Source organism: Rhodococcus shunpengi (assembly GCF_048381395.1).
In the GTDB taxonomy this organism is placed as follows: Bacteria; Actinomycetota; Actinomycetes; order Mycobacteriales; family Mycobacteriaceae; genus Rhodococcus.
In genome coordinates this window covers 44,953-60,434 of the sequence record NZ_JBLWIU010000008.1, presented here as the reverse complement: position 1 = coordinate 60,434, position 15,482 = coordinate 44,953, and the positions used below count along the sequence as shown (strand labels likewise).

At 68.6% G+C, this 15,482-nt stretch carries 18 protein-coding genes; 12 read left to right on the top strand and 6 right to left on the bottom strand.

Annotation, left to right across the window (positions count from 1 at the left end; translation table 11 throughout):
- Positions 1 to 3: 3 nt before the first annotated feature.
- Both ACNJ7K_RS01230 and ACNJ7K_RS01225 read left to right on the top strand, forming a co-directional pair.
- Positions 4 to 2,001: an ABC transporter ATP-binding protein gene (locus ACNJ7K_RS01230; RefSeq protein ID WP_183070678.1), complete on the top strand. Its 1,998-nt coding sequence runs from the start codon at positions 4 to 6 to the stop codon at positions 1,999 to 2,001.
- Positions 1,998 to 2,747, top strand: a complete 750-nt coding sequence (locus ACNJ7K_RS01225; protein WP_159418758.1) for an energy-coupling factor transporter transmembrane component T family protein — start codon at positions 1,998 to 2,000, stop codon at positions 2,745 to 2,747. Before ACNJ7K_RS01230 ends, ACNJ7K_RS01225 begins: the two co-directional genes overlap by 4 nt.
- A gap of 4 nt (positions 2,748 to 2,751) precedes the next feature.
- Here ACNJ7K_RS01225 and ACNJ7K_RS01220 read toward each other — a convergent pair whose 3' ends face one another.
- A complete protein-coding gene (locus ACNJ7K_RS01220; RefSeq protein ID WP_016692076.1) occupies positions 2,752 to 3,411 on the bottom strand; it encodes a DedA family protein in 660 nt (219 codons plus the stop codon).
- A 135-nt stretch (positions 3,412 to 3,546) separates the two neighbouring features.
- On the opposite strand from ACNJ7K_RS01220, the gene ACNJ7K_RS01215 reads away from it, so the two are divergent.
- Together ACNJ7K_RS01215 and ACNJ7K_RS01210 are read left to right on the top strand one after the other, a co-directional pair.
- Positions 3,547 to 4,053, top strand: coding sequence for an NADPH-dependent FMN reductase (locus ACNJ7K_RS01215; RefSeq protein WP_159418756.1), 507 nt, complete (start codon positions 3,547 to 3,549; stop codon positions 4,051 to 4,053).
- Complete coding sequence (locus ACNJ7K_RS01210) at positions 4,050 to 4,532, top strand: flavin reductase family protein (RefSeq protein WP_016692074.1); 483 nt, start codon at positions 4,050 to 4,052, stop codon at positions 4,530 to 4,532. Before ACNJ7K_RS01215 ends, ACNJ7K_RS01210 begins: the two co-directional genes overlap by 4 nt.
- Positions 4,533 to 4,598: 66 nt before the next feature.
- Here ACNJ7K_RS01210 and ACNJ7K_RS01205 read toward each other — a convergent pair whose 3' ends face one another.
- Entirely contained in the window at positions 4,599 to 4,796 is a 198-nt protein-coding gene (locus ACNJ7K_RS01205; protein ID WP_016692073.1) for a DUF4177 domain-containing protein, read from the bottom strand.
- A gap of 36 nt (positions 4,797 to 4,832) precedes the next feature.
- Complete coding sequence (locus ACNJ7K_RS01200; protein WP_174247061.1) at positions 4,833 to 6,182, bottom strand: LLM class flavin-dependent oxidoreductase; 1,350 nt, start codon at positions 6,180 to 6,182, stop codon at positions 4,833 to 4,835.
- A 273-nt stretch (positions 6,183 to 6,455) separates the two neighbouring features.
- On the opposite strand from ACNJ7K_RS01200, the gene ACNJ7K_RS01195 reads away from it, so the two are divergent.
- The 5 genes from ACNJ7K_RS01195 (at position 6,456) to ACNJ7K_RS01175 (ending at position 11,328) form a co-directional block, all read left to right on the top strand.
- The gene (locus tag ACNJ7K_RS01195) at positions 6,456 to 7,280 is read left to right on the top strand and encodes an ABC transporter permease (RefSeq protein WP_487041037.1); all 825 of its coding nucleotides are present in this window, start codon (positions 6,456 to 6,458) and stop codon (positions 7,278 to 7,280) included.
- A complete protein-coding gene (locus tag ACNJ7K_RS01190) occupies positions 7,270 to 8,013 on the top strand; it encodes an ABC transporter ATP-binding protein (protein WP_216850656.1) in 744 nt (247 codons plus the stop codon). Before ACNJ7K_RS01195 ends, ACNJ7K_RS01190 begins: the two co-directional genes overlap by 11 nt.
- 65 nt (positions 8,014 to 8,078) lie before the next feature.
- Positions 8,079 to 9,149, top strand: coding sequence for a PhnD/SsuA/transferrin family substrate-binding protein (locus ACNJ7K_RS01185; protein WP_225623757.1), 1,071 nt, complete (start codon positions 8,079 to 8,081; stop codon positions 9,147 to 9,149).
- A 44-nt stretch (positions 9,150 to 9,193) separates the two neighbouring features.
- A complete protein-coding gene (locus tag ACNJ7K_RS01180) occupies positions 9,194 to 10,111 on the top strand; it encodes a TauD/TfdA dioxygenase family protein (protein ID WP_159418753.1) in 918 nt (305 codons plus the stop codon).
- Between the two features lie 5 nt (positions 10,112 to 10,116).
- Entirely contained in the window at positions 10,117 to 11,328 is a 1,212-nt protein-coding gene (locus ACNJ7K_RS01175; RefSeq protein WP_159418752.1) for an MFS transporter, read from the top strand.
- On the opposite strand, the gene ACNJ7K_RS01170 is transcribed toward ACNJ7K_RS01175, so the two are convergent.
- Positions 11,310 to 11,738 carry a PPOX class F420-dependent oxidoreductase gene (locus ACNJ7K_RS01170; RefSeq protein ID WP_268655468.1) on the bottom strand — a complete coding sequence of 143 codons (429 nt, stop codon included), beginning with the start codon at positions 11,736 to 11,738 and terminating at the stop codon, positions 11,310 to 11,312. The genes ACNJ7K_RS01175 and ACNJ7K_RS01170 overlap by 19 nt on opposite strands.
- Positions 11,739 to 11,805: 67 nt before the next feature.
- Between ACNJ7K_RS01170 and ACNJ7K_RS01165 the strand changes: the two genes are divergently transcribed.
- Entirely contained in the window at positions 11,806 to 12,585 is a 780-nt protein-coding gene (locus ACNJ7K_RS01165) for a maleylpyruvate isomerase family mycothiol-dependent enzyme (protein WP_159418750.1), read from the top strand.
- Positions 12,586 to 12,651: 66 nt separating this feature from the next.
- Here ACNJ7K_RS01165 and ACNJ7K_RS01160 read toward each other — a convergent pair whose 3' ends face one another.
- Complete coding sequence (locus ACNJ7K_RS01160; protein WP_006552872.1) at positions 12,652 to 12,927, bottom strand: hypothetical protein; 276 nt, start codon at positions 12,925 to 12,927, stop codon at positions 12,652 to 12,654.
- Between the two features lie 154 nt (positions 12,928 to 13,081).
- Positions 13,082 to 13,954, bottom strand: a complete 873-nt coding sequence (locus ACNJ7K_RS01155; protein ID WP_192378738.1) for a helix-turn-helix domain-containing protein — start codon at positions 13,952 to 13,954, stop codon at positions 13,082 to 13,084.
- A gap of 36 nt (positions 13,955 to 13,990) precedes the next feature.
- Here ACNJ7K_RS01155 and ACNJ7K_RS01150 point away from each other — a divergent pair, with 36 nt between their 5' ends.
- Both ACNJ7K_RS01150 and ACNJ7K_RS01145 read left to right on the top strand, forming a co-directional pair.
- The gene (locus ACNJ7K_RS01150; protein WP_268655469.1) at positions 13,991 to 14,551 is read left to right on the top strand and encodes a maleylpyruvate isomerase family mycothiol-dependent enzyme; all 561 of its coding nucleotides are present in this window, start codon (positions 13,991 to 13,993) and stop codon (positions 14,549 to 14,551) included.
- A 20-nt stretch (positions 14,552 to 14,571) separates the two neighbouring features.
- Positions 14,572 to 15,480 carry a pseudouridine-5'-phosphate glycosidase gene (locus tag ACNJ7K_RS01145; protein WP_268655470.1) on the top strand — a complete coding sequence of 303 codons (909 nt, stop codon included), beginning with the start codon at positions 14,572 to 14,574 and terminating at the stop codon, positions 15,478 to 15,480.
- Positions 15,481 to 15,482 lie beyond the last annotated feature (2 nt).

Sequence of the window (15,482 nt, the reverse complement as noted above, 5' to 3'; positions counted from 1 at the left end):
TCGGTGACCAGGACACGGGGACCTCTACGACCACCGGAGGCCGCCGCAGCGGCGGTCTTCGGGACGTTGACGGCTGTGCTGTCGGTCGTCGCGGGACTGATACCCGTCGGTGTCGCCCAAGTGCTGGTCGCGCTGCCCGTCGCCTTCCTCGCGGCCACCGGCCGCCTGCGCGCGATCGTCGCCGCGACCGTTGCCGCCGGGGTGGTCGCGCTCGTGGCCGGCGGGCCGTTCGCCGTCGCCGCGGTCGTCGTCCTCTCCGGTATCGGAACACTCGTCGGGTTCGCGCACCGCCGGTGGGGTCACGCCGCGGTGTTCGCGGTGCTGGCCGGATCCGTCCCGGCCGGGTTGCTGCTCGCGGCCGCCGCCTGCGGTCTGCTGCTGCTGTTCGACCGGACCCGGGTGCTGCTGCTCGAGGCCCTCGAAGCGTCGATGCGCGGCACGATCCGGGCGTTCGAGGCGGCCGGTGCAGGCCGGCAGTTCGTCGACACCTGGGACCGGACCCTCGAGATCATGGTGCGGCTGTGGTGGGTGTGGATCGGTGGCGCAGTGCTCATCGGGACCGTGGGCACCGCACTGCTGTGCTTCGGGATCTTCCGCGTGGTGGCCCTCCGCAGTACGTGGGCGACCCGGTCGGTCGACTGGCCCGAGCAGGACCCCACCGCCGACCCGGCTCCACTGCCCGTCGCCCTGCGCCTGGTCGGCTACCGGTATCCGGGAACCGACCGCGACGCCCTGTCGGACATCGACCTCACGATCGAACCGGGAGAGTTCGTCGCGATCGTCGGTGGCAACGGCTCGGGTAAGTCGACACTCGTGCGGCTGCTCGCGGGACTCGAGCCGACCGTCGGCCTTGTCGACCGGCCCGGACCCGTCGGACCGGGACGCCCCGGTGGAACCGCGATGATCCTGCAGCATCCCGAGAGCCAGGTCCTCGGTCGCACGGTCGCCGAAGACCTGCGGTGGGGGATCGACGACGTCGACGTCGAGGATCTGCTCGCCCGCGTCGGCCTCGCCGGGATGGAGGACCGCGCGACGGAGGATCTGTCCGGCGGGCAACTGCAGCGACTGGCACTGGCAGGCGCACTGGCCCGACGACCCGCACTGCTCATCGCCGACGAGATCACCGCGATGGTCGACGCGGACAGTCGCGCGGACCTGATCCGCCTGCTCGCGGACGTCGCGCACGACGGTACCGCGGTCGTGCTCGTCACCCACCTCGACGACGAGGCCCGCGCCGCCGATCGCGTCGTGCACATCGCCGACGGCCGGATCGTCCCGCGGGTCGCGTCGCCCCCACTGCCGCCACCGGTCCCGGCGACCGCCCCGTCCGTCCCGCAGCCTGTCCTCGAACTACGCGATATCACGCACGTCTACGCGTCCGGCACACCCTGGGCTCATACCGCCCTCCGCGAGGTGTCGCTGACGATCTGCCGAGGCGAAGGCGTGCTCGTCGTCGGGGAGAACGGTTCGGGCAAGTCGACGCTTGCGTGGATCGTCGCCGGACTGATGCGCCCCACGCACGGAACGGCCGTCCTGCACGACACCCCGACCGCCGACCTGCACGGGGAAGTGGGCATGGTCTTCCAGCAGGCCCGGCTCCAGCTGCAACGACCGACCGTCGCGCAGGAGATCTCCGACGTGGCCGGGCTTCCGCACACCGACCGCGGTTACGTCGCCGCCGTCCTGCACCGGGTGGGTCTGCGTCCCGAACTCATCGACCGGCCGATCGACCGGCTCAGCGGAGGAGAGATGCGGCGGGTCGCGATCGCCGCCCAACTCGCCCGCACTCCGCGGGTGCTCGTGCTCGACGAACCGCTGGCCGGGCTGGACCTGCAGGGCCGCCGCGAGGTCGTGTCGATCCTCGCCCACCTGCGCGCGGTCGAGCACGTCACGATCATCGTCATCTCCCACGACCTGCACGGCATGGAAGAGGTGTGTTCGCGCACCGTGGTGCTCGAGGACGGACGCATCGTGGAGCAGACGGGAGCGGTGATCGCATGAGTCGCACACGTACGCGGCAGCGCCGCCCCGTCATCCTGCTGCGACCCGTGCCGCGGCAGACCCCCCTGCACCGAGTGTGGGCCGGAACGAAGGTGCTGTCGGCAGCGGCGCTGTCGGTGGCGGTGAGTTTCGCGCCGAGCTGGACCGGACTCGGCATCCTGCTCGCCGTGCTGGTCGTGGGCGTGCTCGTCGCGCGGATCCCCCGCGGGGTGGTCCCGACGATTCCGTGGTGGGTGTTCGCGGTCCTCGCCGTCGGCCTGGTCCTCAACGCCGCGGGCGGCGGACTCGCCGCCTACGTCCGGACGATCCTGCTCGGCGTGGGCCTGCTGCTCCTCGCGTCGCTGGTCGGGTGGACGACGCGACTGTCCGATCTCGTCGATGCCCTGCCGGTCCTGTTCGCCCCGCTGCGGTTGTTGCGGCTGCCCGTCGACGAATGGGTGACGGTGTGCGCGCTGGCGTTGCGGATGCTGCCGACCGTGCGTGCCGAGATGCGCGTGCTGTTCGCTGCCCGCAAGGTCCGCGGCCGACCCGGCTTCCGCAATCCGGCGGGATGGTGGCACGAGGTGATCGACGCCGTCGGCGCGGTGGTGTCGGTGTCGATGCGGCAGGTCCGAGATCTCGGCGACGCACTGTCGGTGCGGGGACCACGATCGGCGACCCGCCCGCCACTGCGACTGCGGATCGGGGACGTCGTCACCGTCCTGGTCGTGGTGGGCGCGTGCACGGCGATCACCGTGTGGGGCTGAGCCGTCAGTTGCGGTTGTCCGAAGCGGTGTCCTTCGACCGCGAGCGGATCCGCTTGACGAGCCCGTAACCGATCACCGCGACGACGACGGCGATCACGACGTACTGCAGCGCCGAGGCATACGGTTCCACGGCGCTCCAGTTCTCGCCGAGCTGATAGCCGGCCAGCACGAAGATCGAGTTCCAGATCAGACTGCCGGTGGTGGTGAAGACGAGGAACTGCCAGATCGGCATCTGCGTGACCCCGGCGGGGATGGAGATGAGACTCCGGAAGACGGGCACCATCCGGCCGAAGAAGACGGCTTTGCGTCCGTGCCGCTCGAACCACGCGGTCGAACGATCGAGGTCCTCGACGTCGACGAGCGGCAACTTCCGCACGACCTTACGGATCCGGTCCTCACCCACCCAGCGGCCGACCGAATACAGGCCGAGAGCGCCGACCACCGAACCGAGGGTCGTCCAGAACAGCGCACCGAACAGGGTAAAACTGCCCAGGCTCGCGGCGAATCCGGCGAGCGGCAGGATGACCTCGCTGGGCAACGGAGGGAAGAAGTTCTCGAGTGCGATGGCGATGCCGGCACCGACACCGCCGAGGCGGTCCATCAGGTCGAGCGCCCATCCCGCGAGACCGTCGGTGGGGGCTGACTGTGAATCCGCGACACTCATCCACCCGACCCTACCGAGGGGGCGTCGAGGTTTCCGCTCGTACGGATCGAAACGGTTCCGGTACGTGTGACCGGGGAGAAGGATGGCGGGGTACTCCGCTCTCCACCGGAGGGCCGATCCGGAAGGTGAACTCCAGTGACGATCGTTGTCGTCGCGGGCAACCCGAAGCCCGCATCCCGCACCCTCGACGCCGGAGCCCGCCTCGCCACGGCGCTTACCGGACGAGAGCCCGATCACGTTGTGGACGTGATCACACTCGGAGCGGGACTGCTCGGCTGGGGCGACGAGAAGGTCGCCGCCGCGGTCGAGACCGTCGCGGCCGCCGATCTCGTGGTATTCGCGAGCCCCACCTTCAAGGCCACCTACACGGGCGTCCTCAAGTTGTTCCTCGACCAGTTCGCCACCGGTGACGGGTTGCGCGACGTCGTCGCCGTGCCGCTCATGCTCGGTGCCGGGCCCGCTCACGCACTCGCGCCCGACCTGCTGCTCAAGCCCGTCCTGGTGGAACTGGGCGCCACGAGCCCGGCGCCCGGCCTGTATCTTCACGATTCGACCTACACAACCGATACCCGTATTGCGGACTACGCCGAACGCTGGTCGCCGGCGCTGTCCGCCGCACTCCGAAACGAGGCCGCCTCATGACCACTCTCGACGGACCGTCTCTGCGTCAGGCATTCGCGCACGTCCCCTCGGGCGTCGTCGCGATCTGCGCGGAGGTGGACGGAGAGCGGATCGGGATGGCGGCGAGCACCTTCGTGCCGGTGTCGCTCGACCCGCCGCTCGTCTCCTTCTGCGTGCAGAACACCTCGACCACGTGGCCGCGACTGTCGTCGCTCCCGCACCTGGGCATCAGCGTGCTCAGCGAGGAGCACGACGGTGCCGCGCGGGTGCTCGCCGCGAAGAACGGCGACCGCTTCGCCGGTATCGACATCGAGAGCCGCGAGGGCGGTGCCCTGTTCGTGTCCGGCACGAGCGTGCGCATGGACGTGACGGTGGAGCAGGAGGTCCCGGCGGGCGATCACGCCATCGTCGTGCTGCGCATCAACGAACTGCTCACCGACGCCGACGTCGAACCCATCGTGTTCCACCGCAGTTCGTTCCGCCGCCTGCTCGCCTCCTGACTCGCAGAGGACCGATTTCGGTGGTTCCACCCCCGCTCAGCGGGGCCGGAACCACCGAAATCGTGTTCACTCCTCGCGTTCGAACGTCACGAGTATTCCCTCGACGCCGCCGGGACCGACCCGTCCCTTGATGTCGGCCGAGGTGATGGCCTTCAGACGCCACCCCTGGCGGGCGTGGTCGTTGAGGATCTTCTCGAGTTTGTCGCCGGACATCTTGCCACCGAACATGCCTTCGCGGATCTCGACCACCTTGTACGAGTACATGGCTCCACAGTACGACCGAGCGGCGAAACTGCTCCGCTATGAGGCGGGGACCTGCGAGAACAGTCCGGCCGGCCGCGACAGTCCGTAGTGGTCGCGGAGTGTGGTGCCCTCGTACTCGGTGCGGAACACTCCACGACGCTGCAGGATCGGCACGACCTCGTCGACGAAGACCTCGAACGAGCCGGGCAGGTAGGGCGGCATGATGTTGAAACCGTCCGCGGCGCCTACCTCGAACCATGCGACGATGCGATCGGCGACGTGTTCCGGTGTGCCGACGACCGTGCCGTGACCGCGGGCCCCGGCCAGCCGGTGCAGCAACTCGCGCAGCGTCAGACCCGGCTCGCGCTCGACGAGGTCGAAGATGATGCGTGATCGGCTCTGCGCTCCCTGCACGTCCTCGGGGCGGGGCAGAGCGTGCAGTGGCACCGGTCCGTCCAGCGGGAAGCCCGACAGGTCGACGTCGTCGAACCGCGCCGACAGGTGCGCCAGTCCGACCTCGGGGATCGACAGGTCGGCGAGATCCTGTTCGATGCGCCGCGCCTCGGCCTCGGTGGACGCCACGATCGGGGAGAGGCCGGGCAGGATCTTCACAGCCTCGGGATCGCGTCCGAACTCGGCGGCCTGCCGCTTGACGTCGCGGTAGAACACGCGCGCATCGTCGAGGTCGACCTGCGCAGTGAAGATCGCCTCGGCGTAACGCGCGGCGAACGCGCGACCGTCGGCGGACGATCCGGCCTGGACGAGCACGGGTCGGCCTTGTGGGGAGCGTGCCGCGTCGAGCGGTCCGCGCACCCGGAAGTGCGTGCCCGCGTGGTCGATCCGGTGCACCCTGCTCGCATCGGCGTAGACGCCGGCGTCGCGGTCGAGCACGACCGCGTCGTCCTCCCAGCTGTCCCACAATGCCGTTGCGACGTCGAGGAATTCGGCGGCGCGGGTGTAGCGGTCGGAGTGGCCGGGTCGTCCGTCGACACCGAAGTTGTACGCGGCGGCGGACGACCAGGACGTCACGATGTTCCAGCCCGCACGTCCACGGCTGATGTGGTCGAGCGAAGCGAACTGGCGCGCAAGGTTGTACGGCTCGGTATAGGTCGTCGAGACCGTGCCGATGAGCCCGATCCGCTCGGTCACCAGTGCCAACGCGGACAGCAGGGTGAGCGGTTCGAAGCTGCTCTGGGCCACACGGTCGTAGTGACGACCCACGGCCGGGACGTCCGCGAAGAAGATCGAGTCGAACTTCCCGCGTTCGGCCGTCTGCGCGATCTCGCGGAAGTAGTGCACGTCGTCGACCCGTTCCGGTGCGGTACCGGGCAGACGCCAGGACGCCTCGTGGTGGCCGGCGCCGGTGATGAACACGTTGAGATGGAGCTGAGAGGGCAAGGCGGACACCTTCCGAAGTCCCGACAGAGATCCTTGCCAGTGCAGTCCATTTCCGACGCGGAGCGAACCGTTGTGATCACGGTGATTCCTGCTGCGTCCTCCGCGGCGGCCGATTGCGATCACCTCGATCACAAGGGTGGTTCGTCCGTGCGGGCACTCCCTACTGTCGGCGGCCATGACGAGCAATCACATGCTTCGACGCCGGACCGGGGTGAGCTGATCGTGGCGACCATCCTCGACAGGACGCGCAGGACCACACCGGACGCGGCGGACACGCCTGCGATGACCGGACCATCGGGACTGATCGATCCCACCGCGATCAGCCGGAAGACCCGCAGTTCGTCCCGCATTCCGAGTTCGGTCCAGCGGCTGCTCGGGCCGGTCCTGCTCGTCGTGGCGTGGCAACTCGCCGCGTCCAGCGGCCTGTTCGGCGAGAACGTCCTTCCCCGACCGCTGTCGGTGCTCACCGCGGCGTGGCGACTGATCGCCGGCGGGGAACTGCAGGAACACATGACGGTCAGCCTGTTGCGGGTCGGCAACGGCCTGCTCATCGGCATCGCGCTTGGTCTGGTCCTCGCGCTGGTCTCCGGATTGTCGCGGGTGGGTGAGAACTTCGTCGACGCCAATATGGAAATCCTGCGTGCCGTACCGAATTTCGCGCTCGTTCCGCTTCTCATCGTGTGGTTCGGTATCAGCGAGACCCCGAAGGTCCTGCTCATCACCCTCGCCGTGGCAGTCTCGATCTACATCAACACGTTCTCCGCGATCCGGAGCGTGGACGCCGGACTCGTCGAGGCGGCACGATCGTTCGGTGTCCAGCGCCGCGAACTGATCCGGCGGGTCATCCTGCCGGGTGCGCTGCCCGGATTCCTCATCGGCCTGCGTCTCGCCCTCACCGGTGCGTGGCTCTCGCTGATCTTCGCCGAGACCATCAACGCCAAACGCGGTCTGGGACGGATGATGAGCGACGCGCGCGAATACTTCCAGCTCGACGTGGTTTTCGTCCTGATCGCCGTCTACGCCCTCCTCGGTCTGCTCTCGATCTTCATCGTGCGGGCGTTGGAAACACGCCTGCTCACGTGGAGGAGGTCGTTCGATGGCAACTGATGTGACCGAACGCACCGCGCTCGATTCCGTCGTCGTCGCCCGCGGTGTGCGGCGCGTGTTCGGCGAGCAGGTAGTGCTCGACGGCCTCGACCTCGACATCGCCCCCGGAGAATTCGTCGCGCTGCTCGGTCGGAGCGGCTCCGGGAAGTCCACCTTCCTGCGGGCGCTGGGAGCCCTGGACCCCGACGTCGAAGGGCATCTCCGGGTGCCGGCGAAACAGGCCATCGTCTTCCAGGACCCCCGGCTGCTGCCGTGGCAGAAGGTGCTGACGAACGTCAACATCGGACGACCGGATAACGCGCGGACCCGTGCCGAGGCGCTCGATGCGCTCGCAGAGGTCGAGCTCGAGAACAAGGCGAAGGCGTGGCCGCGGACGCTGTCCGGGGGAGAGGCACAGCGGGTCGCGCTCGCCCGGGCACTCGTCCGCGAACCCGAACTGTTGCTGCTCGACGAACCCTTCGGAGCTCTCGACGCACTCACCCGGATCCGCATGCACGGCCTGCTCGAGAAGTTGGTGGCCAAGCACCGGCCGGCCGTGCTCCTCGTGACCCACGACGTCGACGAGGCGATCCTGCTCGCGGATCGCGTCATCGTCCTCACCGACGGGGTGATCTCCCTGTCGTCACAGGTCGAGGTGCCGCGTCCGAGAGGTCGCGACTCCAGCGAGTTCGTCGCTCTGCGGCGCCGCCTGCTCACCGAACTCGGTGTCGGCGACCAGCCCGACTCGCGTTGAGTGCGGCCGGTATTCCCACTTGTGTCCGGACAGCAGGTCAGGACGCCTCCCGAGAAGGATCGACTGTGTTTCGTAGTGTTCGCTCGCGATGGCTTGTGGTGCCGTCGCTCGCAGTGTTGTTCGCGGCATCCGCGTGCGGCCTGGGTGGTGGTGATGGGCAGGAGGCCCTCGCCGAGGCCACGATCGCCCACACCGGCGAGGGCATCCCCGAGGGGGTGAAACTCGTCGTCGCCGAGCAGAACGCGTCCCGCTCCCAGCCCCTCTACCTCTCGGGGGCAGGGGAAGATCTCCCGTACGACCTCGAATTCGCCGACTTCAGTGGTGGACCGGCCGTCATCGAGGCGTTGCGCTCCGGTGCTGCCGACATCGGGTCGCTGGGAGAGGCGCCCATTCCGATCGCGGTGTCCAACGGGATCACCGACATCGTGGCGATCGCGCTGGAAGCGAACCCCGGCAGCAGCGGTGGTTACTTCCTGGTGGCGCAGCCGGGCAGTGGCATCGAGACGGTCGCCGACCTGAAAGGCAAGAAAGTCGCCTACCCACCCGGAACGGGACGTCACATGATCGTCGCAGGCCTGCTGGCGAAGGCCGGACTCGACCCGAAGACCGACATCGACGCGGTCGAACTGGCGGGCGCGGAGGTCGCGCCGACCTTCTCCTCAGGAGCCGTGGACGCCGCGATCCTCACGGGCGTGCAGTACTACAAGGTGGGTTCGCCACCCATCCTCGGCGACGGCACCGGGATCAACACCGGGATCAACACCCTGATCGTGCGGAAGCAGACCCTGGAGGATCCCGCGAAGGCCGCAGCGATCGGCGACTACGTCGGACGCTCGGTCGCAGCGAACAACTGGATCGGCCGGCATCCCGACGAGTGGGTGGCGGCTTATCACGTGGGTACCCAGGGGATGACGCCCGAAGAGGGCCGTGAACTGCTCGACCACACAGGCACCGGACGGTTCTATCCGATCGACGAGAAGTCGATCGCCCTGTTCCAAAGCGTCTCGGACGGGCTCTACGAGACGGGCACCATGTCCGTTCCCGTCGATATCTCGCCGTACGTGGACGGCCGCTACAACGACATCGTCGTCGCGCAGAACGAGGCGGACGACAGCGTTCCGGATCCGCTCCCCTGATCCGATCCATCACTGCAATTCCACCGATCGAAGGAGTAGCCGACATGACCCAGGCCGCAACCCGACTCGACGTCATCCCTCAGTCCGGCCATGCCGGAGCCGAGATCCGTGGCGTCGACCTGACCCGCGAACTCGCCGAAGACGAGATCGGCACCATCCGCGACGCACTGCTGAAGTGGAAGGTCGTGTTCTTCCGCGACCAGTTCCTCGACCACGACCAGCATCTGCGGTTCTCGTCGTACTTCGGTAAGCCGACGCCCGCGCACCCGCTGTTCGACTCGATTCCGGACCCGGACTACCCGACGATCTACCCGATCTTCCGCGACCGGTTCAAGGCGCGCATCGCGAACAGCAGCGGTTACGACAAAGTACGCTGGCACGCCGATGTCACTGCGGCGGTCAACCCGCCGTTCGCGTCGATCCTGCGTGCCGAGACCCTCCCGCCCTACGGCGGCGACACCCAGTGGTCGAACGCGGTGGCGGCGTACAACGGTCTGTCGGCGCCTGTCCAGCGACTCGCCGACGAGCTGCGCGCGGTGCACCGCTTCACCCCGGGTGACGGTGCGAAGCCGACCGAGGACTACCTGCGCCGCGTCGAACGTCGCCCCCTGGTGAGCGAACATCCGGTAGTGCGGCTGCACCCGGAGACGGGGGAGAAGGCACTGTACGTCAATCCGGGCTTCACGCAGTACATCTCGGGGGTCTCGCCGCACGAGAGCCGGCGTCTGCTCGGGTTGTTCTTCGAGGAACTCGGCCGTCCCGAGTACACGGTCCGCTTCAAGTGGGAGCCGGGATCGATCGCATTCTGGGACAACCGATCCGCCGTGCATCTCGCGCCGAGCGATCTCGTCACCGAACACGACCGGCGCCTGTACCGCATCACCCTCGAAGGCGACGTGCCGGTCGGACCGGACGGACGCGAATCCGTCGCGCTCGAGGGCGAACCGTTCGAGGCAGTCTGAACCGCGTGACCGCACGGACGGAGCCCGGACCCGGGCTCCGTCCGTTCTTCCTGTCGCTGTTCGTCCCGTCGGCGATCTTCGGTCTGGGCACCGGTGCCGGTGCTCCGATGATGGCGCTGCTCGCCCGCGAACTCGGTGCGTCCGTGCCGGTCGCGGGACTGATCGTCGCGCTGGTCGCGTTCGGGGCGGTCCTCGGCGACCTACCGTCGGGCACGGTGGTCGCGCGCTTCGGGGAACGTCGCGCGATCGTCCTCGGATCGGCGCTCGGTGCGACCGGCGTTCTCGTCTCGTTGTCGGCGCCCACCCCGGCGGTGCTCGCAGTGGGCGCGACGCTCACCGGTTTCGCGAACGCGGTGTGGGGGCTCGCGCGGCAGAGCTATCTCGCCGGTGCCCTTCCACTGCACATGCGAGCCCGCGGTATCTCCGCGAACGCAGCCATGAGCCGGGCGGGTGTGTTCGTCGGTCCGTTCGTCGGGGCCGTCGCGGTGCACCTGACCGGCGTGAGCGGAGGGCTGGTCGTCCAGGTGATCGCAATCGTCGTCTCCGGGGCGCTCGTCGCGAATGCCGCTGTGCCGGAACCGGACAGGTCGGAGCAGCGCAGCGGTGGCGTGATCGCGGTGGCGGCCTCGCACCGGACGGTCCTCGGAACTCTGGGTGTCGGTGCGATGCTCGTCGGCGCGTCGCGCGCCTCACGCGACGCGGTGCTTCCGTTGTGGGCCGATCATATCGGGGTGGCGCCGGCGACCGTCTCGTTGATCTTCGGTGTCGCTGCGGCAGTGGACGTGGCACTGGCCTACCCGTCCGGAGTCCTGATGGACCGGTACGGCCGCCGGGTGACGGCCGTACCGGCGCTGCTGCTGTTCGGCACGGCCTTCCTGATCCTGCCGCTGTCGCAGCAGTTGTGGTGGCTCGTGGTCGTCGCGGTGGTGCTCGGGACGGCGAACGGCATGAGCAACGGCATCGTCATGACGCTCGGCGCCGACGTCTCACCACCGCATGCGCGTGCCGAGTTCCTTGCGGCATGGCGACTCACCCACGACACCGGATCGTTCGCGGGACCTCTCGTCGTGGGAGCAGTGGCCATGGTGTCGCTCGCCGGTGGTGCCACCGCGATCGGGGCGCTGGCCCTCGTCGGCGCCGGAGCGATGTACCGGTACATCCCGCGGTACGTGCCGGTGCCCGTCGCGGTGCCGCAGGATCAGCGCGCGAAGCCGTAGAAGCGGGAGACCCGCACGCGCAGCAGCAACCTGCGATCGGCGACCATCGCGGCCCGGAAGTCGTTCCAGTCCGGATGCTCGCCCTGCACCGCCCGATACAACTCGACGAGCTGTTCGACGGTGTCGTCGTGGGGATCGGCCGCCACCGGCGACAGTTCGGCCTCGCCCTCCGCGACGGCATAGGACCACTTGTCGTCGGAGTCGACGAACAGGCTCACACGCGGGTCGCGGCGCATGTTCCGGGTCTTCGCCCGGTCGTCGGTGATGGAGACGGAGAACGTGCGGGTCGCGGACTCGTACCGGTAGGTGATATTCGACAGTTGGGGTCGTCCGTCGCGCTTGATCGTCGCGAGCGCGGCGACTCCGGTGGGCGGGAACAGGGCTTCGAGTGAGCTCTCGTCGGCCGGCATGGCGCCCAGACTACGGCCGACCGTGCAGAATCGGGGCGGGTATGGGAGCCGAGTACGAAGGGCAGACATGCTGAACTACGCGCGTTACTGCGGAGAGATCGTCGAACAGACGGAACTGCTGGTGGACTCACTGGCCGGACAGGACATGACCACACCGGTGCCGTCGTGCCCGGGATGGAACGTCGGTCAGCTCGCCCGGCACATCGGCTACGGCCATCGTTGGGCGACCGAGGCGGTCCGCGGTGAAGGGGCGATGCCGCGCACCGACCGGGCGATGCGGGAGTTGTCGGACTACGTCGACGAGGATCCGGACGAGCTTATTCCGTGGTTACGGGAAGGAGCGCGCGAATTCGAGGCCGCGCTGCGGGAGGTCGGTCCGAACATGCGGGTGTGGACACCGATCCCGGGCGGCAAGAAGACCCCGGAGTTCTTCGCCAGGCGCTTCGCCCACGAGACCATGGTGCATCGCGCCGACGCCGCGCTCGCATTGGGAGCGGATTTCGAGCCGGCTCACGATCTCGCCGTGGACTGCGTGGACGAATGGCTCGACCTGGCGGTGGTCACCTGGCCACGACTCGATGTCGAACGGCACCGCGCGTTGCACGGACCCGATCGGACGCTGCACTTCCACGCGACGGACACGTCGGCGGAGTGGGTGGTGGACCTGACCGGCGAGGACTTCGCGTGGCGGCATGCCCACGAGAAGAGTGCCGTGGCGGTACGCGGACCGCTGACGGAACTGCTGTTGGTGCTCTATCGTCGGCGCGCTGTGGACACAGCCGACGTGGAGGTCTTCGGCGACACCGGGTTCCTGGCGTCCTGGCTCGACGTCAGTCCCTTCGGCTAGCCCGAAGGCAGAACGCACAGCGGGTGGCCGCACCGCGACGTTGAGGCGCGGCCACCCGCCTGCGAGTCAGACCGACAGGCGCGAGGCCGAGTACGCGTGGCGGATCGCGTCGAGTGCGCTGGTGCAGGGAATATGAGCTTCCTGCAGCGAATGGATCACCTCGGCGATCGGTCCGGACTGCTCGAAGGCGCTACCGGCGGCCACGGCCCAGGCGACTTCGCCGGGCTCGAATGTCCGGGTGGGCTTCCATCCTCGCTGAGGAGCGAGTTCGCGCAGAGTGCTCCAGTGCGCGACCTCGTCCGCATCCGGACGTCCGATGAAAAGTAGGCGGTCGTGTCCCACGATGAACCCCTTCGTTCTTCGTCGTGCTTCGACAGGTAGGTCGTCTTCTCTGTGTGCTTCGTTACATTTACCTGATCGCGAAGCGTCGCAGGTTTATGACGTTCCACTATGTGGTACATCCGCCTGAATCCGAGGGGCTCGCCCGGGAAGTCGGTCATCCACCGCCGTAGCGAGCCGCGAACGCGCCCGGCGTCATGCCCACGACCCTCGCGAAATCCCGGACGAAATGCGGCTGGTCGGCGTAACCGAGGACCGCGGCGACCTCCGACAACGATCCGGGCTTCTCGCACAGGCGACCGGCGGCCTCCTGCAGTCGCCGTCGCTGGATCAGCCACTTCGGGGTCAGCCCGATCCGTCGCTGGACGAGACGTTGCAGCGCGCGCTCACTGAGGCCGAACTCCGCCCGCACCTGCTCGACCCGCAGGACGTCGGAGTTCTCCTCGACGAACGCCACCACCCGGTTGACGAGTCGCCCCTCCTCGTCGATCGGCAGATAGGCGCGCAGCACGTCGTCGAACGCCTCCGTCGCGGCGCGGTGCGACTCGCGAGAGTCCGGGTCGTGCGCCATCGCCTCGCGCACCCGCGTGATCAGACGCGACCCGGCATGTCCGAGGACGTCGGCGAGGTCGACCGCCCGGTCGGTGAACGCCGCGAGCGAGGTGCCGGTGATCAGGGCACCGGTCGCCGGGCTGAGCATGGACCCGACCGCCCAGCCCTCGCCGGTGAGGGTGACCGTGGACAGTCCGTGCTCGACACCGTAGAAGCGTGCGTAGTCGTGTGCGACCACCAGTTGGCAGACCGGATAGCGCAGCACCCGTTGGGGTGCCTCCCGGCCGGCCGGCACCGACCAGACGGGAATCCAGTATCGCTGCATCAGATCCGTGAGGTCGGGCGCGGCGGGATAGCGGTGGATGGTGTGCGAGGCGTCGTGCGGATCCTTCAGGTGGGCACGTTCGGTGTCGTCGCGACCGCCGACACGGTCGGTGTCGTCGCGACCGCCGAGAGGGTCGCCGCCGTCGGGTTTCATCAATACCTCACGCTCGCCGGTCGTCAGTATCGAGTCATGAATACAACAGCACTGCGACACGCAGAGGCCGACAAGCCGCTCACCGACGTGATCTCGTCGCTCCGCGACACCGACTGGGACGTGCAGTCGCCGTGTGAGGGGTGGACGGCACGCGACGTCCTGGCCCACATCATCGACACGCAGCGGGACTTCTTCGCCGGACGCGGCGTCGAGGTGGGCGAGCGGCCCGATACCGACCGTCCTGTCGAGGCGTGGAGGACGCACACGGCACGCATCGCCGAGATCCTCGCCGACGACACACTCGTCTCGACGACCTACGACGGATACTTCGGGCCGACCACGGTGGGCGCGACCTTCGAGCAGTTCTACATCTGGGACATGCTCGTGCACCGCTGGGACATCGCGCGCAGCGCCGGGATCGATGCGACCTTCTCGGCCGCCGAACTCGACCGGATGGAGGCCGGCGCCGACAGTTTCGGCGACGCGCTCTACATGGACGGTGTCTGTGCTCCGGCCGTGCCGGCTCCCGAGGACGCGGACCGTACGACCCGGATCCTCGCGAAGATGGGGCGCCGCACGGCCGCGTCGATCGGTTAGGCCGCGTTATCGTCGGTCGTATGAGCGAAACGATCCGCGTCGCGGACTACGTGCGCGAGGCGATCGCGGCCGGGCGGCCGGTCGTGGCGCTCGAATCGACGATCTTCACGCACGGACTCACCCGGCCACGCAACATCGAGGTCGCGCTCGACGCCGAGCAACGTCTGCGCGATTCCGGGGTGCTGCCCGCGACCATCGGGGTCGTCGACGGGACACCCACGGTGGGTCTGTCGGAACAGCAGATCCGCATGCTCGGCGCGGAGGACGTCCCGGTCGTCAAGCTCGGTGTCCGCGACCTGCCGGTCGCAGCGGCCAAGCAGCTGCACGGCGGGACGACGGTGTCGGCGACGGCGCTGCTCGCGCATCGCGCCGGGATCGACGTGTTCGCCACGGGCGGGCTCGGCGGCGTGCACCGGGGAGCTACGTCGACCTTCGACGAGAGCGCGGATCTCGTTGCGCTGGCGACACTTCCGATCGTGGTGGTGTGCGGCGGCGTCAAATCCGTCCTCGACATCCCGGCGACGCTCGAACGGCTCGAGACGCTCGGGGTGATCGTGGTCGGCTACCGGACCACCCGCTTTCCCGGCTTCTACGTGCGCGACAGCGGCTGCGATGTCGACGAGGTGGAGTCGGCGCAGCGGGCCGCGGAGGTGGCCCGGGCTCGGGACGGGCTCGGTCTGCGGTCGGCGGTGCTCGTCGGGAATCCGGTGGCGGCCGAGGCGCAGATCGATCCGGAACTGCACGACCGCGTGCTCACCGAGGCCGAACGCGCAGCTGCAGAGGCCGGGACGCGCGGGAAGGCGATCACCCCGTTCCTGCTCGACCACATGCACCGGGCCACCGAGGGACGCTCGCTCGAGACGAATGTCGCGGTCTATCGCGGGAACGTCGCGGTCGCTGCGGAGATCGCGCACGCGCTGGCGTCCTGATT